Raw genomic sequence first — 11,009 nt, forward strand, 5'->3', positions numbered from 1 at the left:
CACGAAGTCCGGGCGCACACCGAAAGATGAGAAAAGCCGGAACAGCGCCACCTCGAGCGCGAACAACGCCGGTTGGGTGAACTCCGTCCGATCCAACAGCGACTGATCATCAAAAGCCGCCCGCAACAACGGATCGAAGTGCGAAAGGACCTCATCGAAAGCCGCAGCATAAACCGGGAAACGCTCGTAAAGCTCCAGACCCATCCCCACCCGCTGCGCACCCTGCCCGGTGAACAACACCGCCAGCAACGCATCCGGATCGGCAGTACCGACGACCGCGTCCTCGATGTGCGCAAGCCCCTCCCGCAGTGACTCACGATCAGCGCCGAGCACCACCGCACGCCGGGCCAGGCGGGCCCGGGTCACCGCCAGGGAATAACCGCCGTCGAGCGGGTCCGGGTCGGCGTCCAGGAGCCGCTGGGCCTGCTCACGCAGCGCCGCGTCACTCGCCCCGGAGAGCACCCAGGGCAGCAGCTCACCGGTGGGAAAAGCAGGAGGGGCAACGACCTCCGGGGGCGCCTCCTCGACGATCACGTGCACGTTCGTCCCGCTCACCCCGAACGCCGACACCCCGGCCCGGCGCGGCACGTCGCCGGCCGGCCACGGGCGGGCCGAGGTCAGCAGCGACACCGCACCCGCCGACCAGTCCACTTCGGACGACGGGGCGTCGACGTGCAGCGTGCGCGGCAGCACCTCGTGCTGCAGCGCCAGCACCATCTTGATGACGCCCGCGATCCCGGACGCCGACTGCGTGTGCCCGATGTTCGACTTCAGCGCCCCCAGCCACAACGGCCGGTCGGCGGGCCGATCCTGACCGTACGTCGCCAGCAGGGCCTGGGCCTCGATCGGGTCCCCCAGAGCAGTCCCGGTGCCGTGCGCCTCGACCGCGTCGACGTCCGAAGTGGACAGACCGGCGTTCGACAAAGCAGTACGGATGACGCGTTGCTGAGAAGGGCCGTTCGGGGCGGTCAGGCCGTTCGACGCGCCGTCGGAGTTGACCGCCGAACCGCGGATCACACCGAGGATGCGGTGCCCGTTGCGCTGGGCGTCGGACAGCTTCTCCAGCAGCACCATGCCGACGCCCTCGCCCCAGCCGGTGCCGTCGGCCGCGTCGGCGAAGGACTTGCAGCGGCCGTCCGAGGCGAGGCCGCGCTGGCGGCTGAACTCCGCGAACGCCAGCGGGCTCACCATCACCGTGACTCCGCCGGCCAGCGCGAGGCCGCATTCGTCCTGCCGCAGCGCCTGACAGGCCCAGTGCAGCGCGACCAGCGACGACGAGCACGCCGTGTCGACGGTGACCGACGGCCCCTCCAGCCCGAAGGTGTAGGACAGCCGCCCCGACATGACGCTGGGTGCCTCGCCGGTCAGCAGGTAGCCCTCGGAACCGGCCGCGGCCTGCAGCGTGCTGCTGTAGCCGGACGCGTTCGCGCCGATGAACACGCCGGTCCGGCTGCCGCGCAGCGAAAACGGGTCGAGCCGGGCGCGTTCGAGGAGCTCCCAGGACGTCTCCAGGAGCAGGCGCTGCTGCGGGTCCATGGCCAGCGCTTCGCGCGGCGAGATGCCGAACAGCCCGGGGTCGAACGAAGCCGCGTCGTGGACGAAGCCGCCTTCGACCGCCTGGGCGCCTTCGGGACCGTACATGCGCGAGACGTCCCAGCCGCGGTCCTCCGGGAACGGCGACATCGCGTCGGTGCCGCCCGCGACCAGGTCCCACAGGTCCTCCGGCGAGGCGACGCCGCCCGGGTACCGGCAGGCGAGGGAGACGATGGCGATCGGCTCCTGCTCCGCCGCCTCGGCCGCCTGCAGCCGCTGCCTGGTCTGGTGCAGGTCGGCGGTCACGCGCTTGAGGTACTCGAGGAGCTTGTCCTGCTCTGCCATCGCCAACCTCATCCGTTCGTCCAAGTCAGGGCGTCAGTGCGCCGGCGGCGGGGAGACCCCGAGCTCGTTGTCGATGAACGCGAACACCTCGGCCGCCGAGGCGTCCGCGAGTTGCGCCTGCCGCGGCGCCGCGCGGTCGCCGCTCCACTGGCTCAGCAGGGACTTCAGCCGCATCTCGACGCGCATCCGGACGTTCTCGTCCGGCTGCGCGAGGTCCGTCAGGGACGCCTCCAGCCGGTCGAGCGCGCCGAACGCCGAATCCGCGGGCGTACCGCCGGGGGCGATCCCGGCCGCGAGGAACCGGGCCAGCGCGATCGGCGTCGGGTGGTCGAAGACGGCGGTGGCGGCCAGCCGGAGGCCGGTGGCCTGACGCAGCCGGTTGCGCACCTCGACCGCGGTCACCGAGTCGAACCCGAGGTCGCGGAACGGCCGGGTGCTGCCGATCGCGTCGGCGCCGCGGTGGCCGAGCACGGCGGCGGCCTCGGTGCGGACCAGGTCGAGCACGGCCCGGTCGCGTTCGGCTTCCGGCAGCGCGGCCAGCCGCTCGCGCCACCCGGCCGCGCCTTCGTCGTGCCGTTCCTGCTCGGCTTCGAGCTGGTCCAGTACCCGGCGAACCGCGGGCAGGTCCTCGATCAGCGGACGCCGCCGCGACGCCGTGAAGGCGGGGACGAACCGGTCCCAGTCGACGTCGGCCACGGCCAGGAAGGTCTCGTCGCGGTCGAGCGCGCCCTGCAGCGCGGCCACCGCCCGCTCGGGCGCCATCGGCCGGAGGCCACGTCGGCGCAGCTGCTGCTCGCCGTCGTCGGAGGCCATGCCGCCGCCGGCCCACAGCCCCCAGGCCACCGACGTCGCCTTCGCCCCGCGGGCGCGGCGCTGCTCGGCGAGGGCGTCGAGGTAGGCGTTCGCGGCGGCGTAGGCGCCCTGGCCCGCGCTCCCCCAGACGCCGGAGTTGGAGGAGAACAGCACGAACGCTTCGAGGTCGTCGCCGAGCAGTGCGTCCAGGTGCGCGGCGCCCGCGACCTTGGCCGCGAGGACGTCTTCGAACTCGTCCGGGCCGGTCTCGGCGAGGGTGCTCGACTGCGGCAGCCCGGCCGCGTGCACGACGGCCGCCGGCGGGTGCCCGAGGCTGTCCAGCAGGGCTTCGACGGCCTTGCGCTCGGCGACGTCGCAGGCGGCGATGGTCACCGCGCAGCCGTACCCGCGCAGTTCCTCGGCCAGTTCGGCCGCGCCGGGCGCGTTTTCGCCCCGGCGGCTGGTGAGCACGAGGTGGTCGGCGCCGGAGCGGCCCAGCCAGCGGGCGACGTGCGCGCCGAGCGCCCCCGTGCCGCCGGTGACCAGCACGGTGCCCCGCGGCCGCCACGGCTCTCCCGCCGGTGCGGGACGCGCCGGGCGCAGCCGCCGGGCCAGGATGCCGTGGTCGCGGAGGGCGAGCTGGTCCTCGCCACCGGGCTCGGCCAGCAGCCCGGCCAGCCGGTCCGCGGCCCGCTCGTCGAAGGTGGCCGGCAGGTCGATCAGCCCGCCCCAGAGGCCGGGGTACTCCAGGCCGATCACGCGGCCGAGGCCCCAGAGCTGCGCCGGGACGCTCGACGCCGGTGCGTCGCCGGGTCCGGTGGCCACCGCGCCGCGGGTGAGCAGCCAGAGCGGGGCGTCGATCCCGGCGGCGGCCAGTGCCGGGGCGAGCGCGGCCGTCGCGGCGACCCCGGTCGCGAGCAGCGGGTGCCCGGGCAGCGGGGTTTCGTCCGATCCCAGCAGGGAAACGACGCCGGCGTACTCCCCCGGCGGCAGCTCCTCCGGCGACGCGGTGACGACGTCGGCGCCGCGCGAGGCGAGGGCGTCGAGCACCGCCGACCGGCCGGGTCCGGCGGGTATCAGGGCGAGCCAGCGACCGGACAGCAGCGGCAGGGCGGGCTCGGCGACCGGCACCCAGCCGACCTTCAGGCACCAGGAGTCCATTGTGGAGCGTTGGGTGCGCCACCGGGTCAGGGCGGGCAGCACTTCGTCGAGCGCGCCCTGATCGACCCCGAGGACCCCGGCGAGGTCGTCGGTTTCTTCGAGCGCCGTCCACAGCCCGTCGTCCGCCGGGGCCGCGGGAGCCGGGTCCAGCCAGTACCGCTGGTGGTCGAAGGCGTACGTCGGGAGCGGGATCAGCCGGGCGCCTTCGCCGAACGCCGGCGTCCAGTCGACGTCGACGCCGTGCACCCAGGCCTCGGCGAACGAGGTGTACAGCCGGTCGAGCCCGCCGTCGCCGCGGCGCAGCGTGCCGGTGACGACGGCTTCGTCCGCAGTGTCCTCGACACTCATCGTGAGCACCGGGTGCGGACTGCATTCGATGAACGTGTCGTAGCCGTCCGCGGCCAGCTGCCGGGTGGTCGCGTCGAACAGCACCGGGTTGCGCAGATTCGTGTACCAGTAGGGGCCGTCGAGCCCGGCGGTGTCGATCGGTTCGGCGGTCACCGTGGAGTAGAAAGCGATTTCCGCCGACCGCGGCGAAACCGGGGCGAGCAGGTCGCGCAACTCGGCCGCGATCGCCTCAACCTGGACGGAATGCGACGCGTAGTCCACCGGGACCCGCTTCGCGCGGATGCCGTCGGCTTCACAGGACCCGATCAGCGCGTCCAGGGCGGAAGGCGAGCCGGAGACCACCACCGCGGCCGGGCCGTTGACGGCCGCGACCGACAGTTCGTCGGTGAGCCGTGGCTCGACCGCGGTCAGCGGCGCCGCGACCGACACCATGCCGCCGTGTCCGGCCAGGGCCAGGATCGCCTTGCTGCGCAACGCGACCACGCGGGCACCGTCCTCCAGGGACAGCGCGCCCGAGACCACGGCGGCGGCGATCTCGCCCTGGGAATGGCCGATCACGGCGTCCGGGGAAACCCCGTGGGCGCGCCACACTTCGGCCAGCGACACCATGACCGCGAACAGCGCGGGCTGCACGACGTCGACGCGCTGGAGCATGGCTTCGTCGCCGAGGACGTCGGGCAGCGACCAGCCGGCGAACGGCGCCAGCGCGCGTTCGCAGTCCCGCATGCGGGCCGCGAACGCCGGCGACGTGTCCATCAGGTCCAAAGCCATCCCCACCCACTGCGAGCCCTGCCCGGGAAAGACGAAGGCGACCTTGCCCCCGCGGCGGGCGCTGCCCCGGACCAGGCCGGGGACGGCCCGGTCGTGGGCGAGCGCGCCCAGCGGGTCGTGGCCGTCGGGAGCCACGACCACCGCCCGTTGCTCGAACGTAGACCGCGATTTCGCGAGGGAGTACCCCACATCTGCGGCCCGGACCCCCTGTGCGGCCCCTACCCGCGCCCGCAGCCGGCGGGCCTGCGCGGCCAGCGAAGCGGGCGTTTTCGCGGACAGGACCCAGGGCACCGGGCCGGTCGCGACGGGCCCGGACGGCTCCGTCGCGACCGGCTCCGGTGCGGCTTCGAGGACCGCGTGAGCGTTGGTCCCGCTCATCCCGAACGACGACACGGCGGCCCGGCGTGGCCGGCCGGTCTCCGGCCAGTCGCGGGTTTCGTCCAGCAGCCGGACGTTCCCGGCCGTCCAGTCCACATGGGACGACGGTGTGCCCGCGTGCAGCGTGCCCGGGAGGACGCCGTGGCGCAGGGACAGCACCATCTTGATGACGCCGGCGACGCCGGAAGCGGCCTGGCTGTGCCCGATGTTGGACTTCACCGAGCCGAGCCACAGGGGGTTCGCCCGGTCGCGGCCGTAGGTGGCCAGCAGGGCCTGGGCCTCGATCGGGTCGCCGAGGGTGGTGCCGGTGCCGTGGGCTTCGACGGCGTCGACGTCGGCGAAGGTCAGCCGGGCGTTGGCCACGGCCTGGCGGATGACCTGCTGCTGGGCGGGCCCGTTCGGAGCGGTCAGGCCGTTGGACGCGCCGTCCTGGTTGACCGCCGAGCCGCGGAGCACGGCCAGGACCTCGTGGCCGTGCCGCTGCGCGTCGGCGAGCCGTTCGACGAGCAGGACGCCGGCGCCCTCGGCCATGCCCATGCCGTCGGCGTCGTCGGAGAAGGCCTTGCAGCGGCCGTCGGCGGCGAGCGCGCGCTGGCGGCTGAACGCGACGAACGACGCCGGGGTCGACATCAGCGCCACCCCGCCCGCGAGGGCCATCGTGCACTCGCCGTTGCGCAGCGACTGGCAGGCGAGGTGCAGCGCGACCAGGGACGACGAGCACGCCGTGTCGACGGTGACGGCCGGGCCGGTCAGCCCGAAGGTGTAGGAGATCCGGCCGGAAACGACGCTGGCCGCGCCGCCGGTCAGCAGGTGCCCGGCCGAGCTGTCGGGCTGGGCGAGGCCGATGCCGTAGTCGGCGTAGTTGGTGCCGACGAACACGCCGGTCGCGCTGCCGCGGAGGCTTTCCGGGTCGAGGCCGGCGCGTTCCATCGCTTCCCACGACGTCTCCAGCAATAGGCGTTGCTGGGGGTCCATGGTCAGCGCTTCGCGGGGTGAGATCCCGAAGAAGCCCGGGTCGAAGTCGCCGGCGTCGTGCAGGAACCCGCCGTGGCGGGTGTAGCTGGTGCCGTCGTGGTCCGGGTCGGGGTCGTAGAGCGCGTCGACGTCCCAGCCGCGGTCGGCCGGGAACCCGGTGATCGCGTCACCGCCGGTGGTGATGAGGTCCCAGAGGTCCTCGGGGCTCTTGACGCCGCCGGGGTAGCGGCAGCTCATGGCGACGATGGCGATCGGCTCGTCGTCGGCGACCGCGACGACGGTCTCGCTCCGGGTGGCGCCGAGCAGGAATTCGGTGATCCGCTCGGCGGTCGGGTGGTCGAAGGCGAGGGTGGCGGGCAGGCTCCGGCCGGTTTCGGCGGCGAGGCGGTTGCGCAGTTCGACGGCGGTGAGCGAGTCGAAGCCGAGTTCCCGCAGGGCGACGCCGGGGGCGACGGCGTCCGGGCTGTCGTGTCCGAGCACGGCGGCCGCGGTGGCGCGGACCAGGCCGAGCACGGCCCGGGCGCGGTCGGCCGGGGCGACACCGGTCAGCCAGCCCGTCTTGACCTGCGGCTTTTCCACGGTCAGCGCGCGCCGCACCTCGGGCAGTTCGTCGAGCAGCGGGCGCGGGCGCAGGGCGGTGAAGACGGGCGCGAACCGGGCCCAGTCGACGTCGGCCACGGCGAGGAAGGTGTCGTCGTCGGCGAGGACCTGGCGGAGGCCCGCGAAGGCGAGGTCGGGGTCGAGGAACGGAAGGCCCTGGCGAAGGAGGCGGCTCGCGTCGAAGTCCTGGTTCGCTTTGGCGGGGTTGGGGGCGTTCCAGACGCCCCAGGCGAGCGACGTGGCGCGCAGGCCGCGGGCGCGCCGGCGCTGGGCGAGGGCGTCGAGGTGGGCGTTGGCCGCGGCATAGGCGGCGTGGTCGCCACTGCCCCAGACGCCGGCGATGGAGGAGAAGAGGACGAAGGCGTCGAGGTCCCGGTCGAAGACGGCGTCAAGGACTTCGGCGCCTTGGACCTTGGCTTTGGCGACGGCGGCGAAGGCCGCGACGTCGGTGGCGTCGATCGAGGCGAGTTCGATCAGCGCGGCGGCGTGGATGACGGCGCGGATGTCGTGGGCTTCGGCGAGGGCTTCGACCTGGGCGCGATCGGTGACGTCGCAGGTGGCGAAGGTGACGCCCGGTTCGGGGTCGGCTTGGCTGCCGTGGCGGCTGGCGAGGATGACGTGCTCGGCGCCGACGCCGCGGAGCCAGCGGGCGATCCGCGGGCCGAGGGCGCCGGTGCCGCCGGTGACCAGGACGGTGCCGGTCAGGGACCAGGTGCCGGGGGCGGTGCGCGGCGGCGCCGCGCGGACGAGGCGGCGGATGAGGACGCCGGAGGGGCGGACGGCGAACTGGTCTTCGTCGCCGGGGGTCGCGAGGATGGCGGCGAGCCGTTCCCCGGCACGGACGTCGGGAGCGGCCGGAAGGTCGATCAAGCCACCCCAGCGGTTCGGGTGCTCCAGGCCGATCACGCGGCCCAGGCCCCAGATCTGCGCCTGCGCGGGCGAAGGCGAGTCCGTGTCCACGGCGCCCGAGGTCAGCAACCACAAGGGCGCGTCGATTCCCGCGTCACCGAGAGCCTGGGCGAGCACCAGCGTCCCCGCCACCCCGGACGGCAGCTCGGGGAACTCCGGGTGCGGCCGTTCGTCGAAGCCCAGCAACGACACCACGCCCGTCACCGGCCCGGCTTCGCGCAGCCGGGCGGCCAGGCTCTCGCGGTCGCCGGTCGCGAGCAAGACCTCACAGTCGAGCGTGTCCACAATGGATGTCTCTTGTCCGGGCGCCGCCACGGCCAGCCAGCGTCCGGACAGCGCGCCCATCGGCTCGGCGGCCGGACGCCAGCGGACGTCGTAGCGCCAGGAATCCACAGTGGACTTGTCGCGAGCCGTCCGGCGCCAGTCGCTCAAGGCGGGCAATACCTCGCTGAGCGGAACGTCGGGGTCGACGCCGAGCGTTTCCGCGAGGGATCCGCTCTCGACAGCCTCCCAGAAGCCCGGATCCGCGACGACCTCGGCCGGGGTGCCGGGCTTGAGCCAGTAGTGCCGGTGCTGGAACGCGTACGTGGGCAGATCGACCCGCGCGGCATCGGCGAAGTACGGTGTCCAGTCGACCTTGACGCCGTTCACGTGCGCTTCGCCCACCGACAGCGCGAAGCGGTCCAGGCCGCCGTCGCCGCGACGCAGCGAACCGAGGGTGGTCACGTCGTCCCCGATCGCCGGGACCAGCACGGGGTGCGGCGACACCTCCACGAACGTCCCGAAACCCGCGCTCTTCAGCTGCTCGACCGCAATGTCCAGCCGGACGGTGCTGCGCAGGTTGGTGTACCAGTATTCGGCGTCGAGGGCCGTGCCGTCGAGCCACTCGCCGGTCACGGTCGAGAAGAACCCGGCGTGGGCCGCGCGCGGGGTGATCGGGGCCAGCACCTCGAGGAGTTCGTCGCGCAGCTGCTCCACCTGGACGGAGTGCGACGCGTAGTCCACCGGAATCCGGCGCGTGCGCACCTCGCAGGCCGCCATGAACTCGTCGAGCGCACCGGGCTCGCCGGACACGACCGTCGCGGAGGGGCCGTTCACCGCGGCGATGCCGATCCGCTCTCCCCACGGCGCCACGAGCGACGCGGTCTGCTCACGCGACGCGGCCACCGAGACCATCCCGCCCGCGCCCGACAGGGCAAGAATGGCCTTGCTGCGCAGCGCGACCACGCGAGCACCGTCCTCAAGGGACAGGGCACCGGACACCACCGCCGCGGCGATCTCGCCCTGGGAGTGGCCGATCACCGCGTCCGGCCGCACGCCGTGAGCGGCCCACAGCTCGGCCAGGGACACCATCATCGCGAACAGCGCCGGCTGCACGACGTCGACGCGGTCCAGTTCGATCGAGTCGAGCAGCGAAAAGCCGGTGTACGGCTCGAGCGCCCGGGAACACTCGGTGTACCGCGCGGCAAAGACCGGGGAGGTGGCCAGGAGTTCGTCGGCCATCCCGGCCCACTGGGCACCCTGCCCGGGGAAGACCATGGCGACCTTGCCGCTCCCGGCGACACCCGAAACGACGTGCGGCGCGGGCGTTCCGTCGGCCAGGGCGCGCACTCCGGCGAGGAGGCGCTCCCGATCCGTCCCGACGACGACGGCCCGGTGCGCAAAGGACGACCGGGTCGTCGCCAGCGAGAACGCGACGTCCGCCGGTGCAGAGTCCACAAGAGACAGGCACGCGGCCTGTGACCGCAACGCCTCCGGCGACTTGGCCGACAGCACCCACGGCACCAAGCCGGACGAACCACCCGGGGAAGAAACCACCGGAGCGGCCTCCTCCAGGATGACGTGGGCGTTGGTGCCCGAGATGCCGAACGACGACACCGCCCCCCGCCGCGGCCGGTCGGCGGTCCACTCCCGGCCCTCCTGGAGCAGTTCGACCGCGCCGGCGGTCCAGTCGATCTTCGCCGACGGCGTCCCGGCGTGCAGGGTCGGCGGCATCCGCCGGTTCCGCAGCGCCATGACGAGCTTGATGACACCGCTGACCCCCGCCGCGGCCTGCGTGTGCCCAATGTTCGACTTCACCGAACCCAGCCACAGCGGCTCCGGCCGGTCCTGCCCGTACGTGGCCAGCAGGGCCTGCGCTTCGATCGGGTCACCCAACGCCGTGCCGGTACCGTGCGCCTCGACCAGGTCGACGTCCACAGTGGACAGGCGGGCGTCGGCGAGGGCGTCCCGGATCACGCGTTGCTGCGACGGGCCGTTCGGCGCGGACAGGCCGCTGCTCGCGCCGTCCTGGTTCACCGCCGAGCCGCGGATCACCGCCAGCACCGGGTGGCCGAGACGCTGCGCGTCGGCCAGCCGCTCGACCAGCAGCATGCCGGCACCTTCGCCCCAGCCGGTGCCGTCGGCGCCGTCGGCGAACGCCTTGCAGCGGCCGTTGCCGGACAGCCCGCCCTGGCGGCTCATCTCGGTGAACATGTCCGGGTTGACCATCACCGCCGCGCCACCGGCCAGCGCGAGGTCGGACTCCCCGCGCCGCAGCGACTGCACCGCCAGGTGCAACGCCACCAGCGACGACGAACACGCCGTGTCGACGGTGACCGACGGCCCCTCCAGGCCGAGGGTGTAGGAGATCCGGCCGGACAGGACGCTGGTGGCGGTCCCGGTCATCAGGTGCCCGGCGACCGCCTCGGCCTCCTCCCCGGCGGCGGTCCCGTAGCCTTGGAACGCCGCGCCGACGAACACCGCCGAACGGCTGCCGCGCAACGTCTCCGGCACGATCCCGGCGCGTTCGAGAGCCTCCCAGGACGTCTCCAGCAGCAACCGTTGCTGGGGGTCCATGGCCAGCGCTTCGCGTGGCGAGATGCCGAAGAAGCCCGCGTCGAACTGGCCCGCGTCGTGCACGAAGCCGCCTTCGGCGACGAAGCCCGCGTCGTGCGCGTCCGGCCAGCCGCGGTCGGCGGGGAACCCGGACATCCCGTCACCGCCGGAATCGACCAGCCGCCACAGGTCCTCGGGCGAGCGGACGCCGCCGGGGAACCGGCAGGCCATCCCGACGATCGCGACCGGAGCCGACCCGGCGTCCTCGACCTCCTGGACGCGCTTGCGGGCGCGCCGGAGGTCCGCGGTCACCTTCTTCAGGTACTCCCGGAGCTTCGCGTCGTTGTCCATCAGGCCCCATCCCGTCGCGTGCCGTCCAT

General features: G+C 73.5%; 1 protein-coding gene and 1 pseudogene. Both read right to left on the reverse strand.

Features of this window, described 5'->3' with window-relative positions; genetic code table 11:
- Nucleotides 1-1,878: pseudogene (locus ACWEF6_RS14720) on the reverse strand (type I polyketide synthase); the annotation flags it as partial.
- Nucleotides 1,879-1,911: 33 nt separating this feature from the next.
- Nucleotides 1,912-10,983 (reverse strand): type I polyketide synthase, encoded by a 9,072-nt coding sequence (locus ACWEF6_RS14725; protein ID WP_449683418.1) that lies wholly within the window; start codon nucleotides 10,981-10,983, stop codon nucleotides 1,912-1,914.
- Between the last annotated feature and the right edge of the window lie 26 nt (nucleotides 10,984-11,009).

The sequence above is a fragment of the Amycolatopsis sp. NPDC004772 genome (assembly GCF_053601215.1).